Raw genomic sequence first — 254 nt, 5'->3', positions numbered from 1 at the left:
AACCAGCCGGTGTGATATCTCTCGTCATGGCGTTGCTCTCCTTTGTGGAATCAGCACCCCGAGCCTACCGGCTCAAGGTGGGCAACGCCGACCTCTTCAGTAATTCAACAGAACCCGGGACATCCTCGCCGACTTTGCCATTCCCGAACTTCGTCGAGAATCGCGTCGGTGACCCGGCTGATCAAATCCGGCGAGACTTCGGCCCCATAAAGTTCAGATAAATGCCCCTGGATCTCACGCACCGTCATGCCGCG

Annotated in this window: 1 pseudogene; it reads right to left on the bottom strand. The window is 57.5% G+C overall.

Going from position 1 to position 254, the window contains the following annotated elements:
• Positions 1-128: 128 nt before the first annotated feature.
• Positions 129-254, bottom strand: a pseudogene (locus ACZYOF_RS44815) (transposase); the annotation flags it as partial.

The sequence above is a fragment of the Bradyrhizobium sp. LeoA1Lang genome, assembly GCF_055413685.1.
This window is presented reverse-complemented; position numbering and strand designations above follow the sequence as displayed.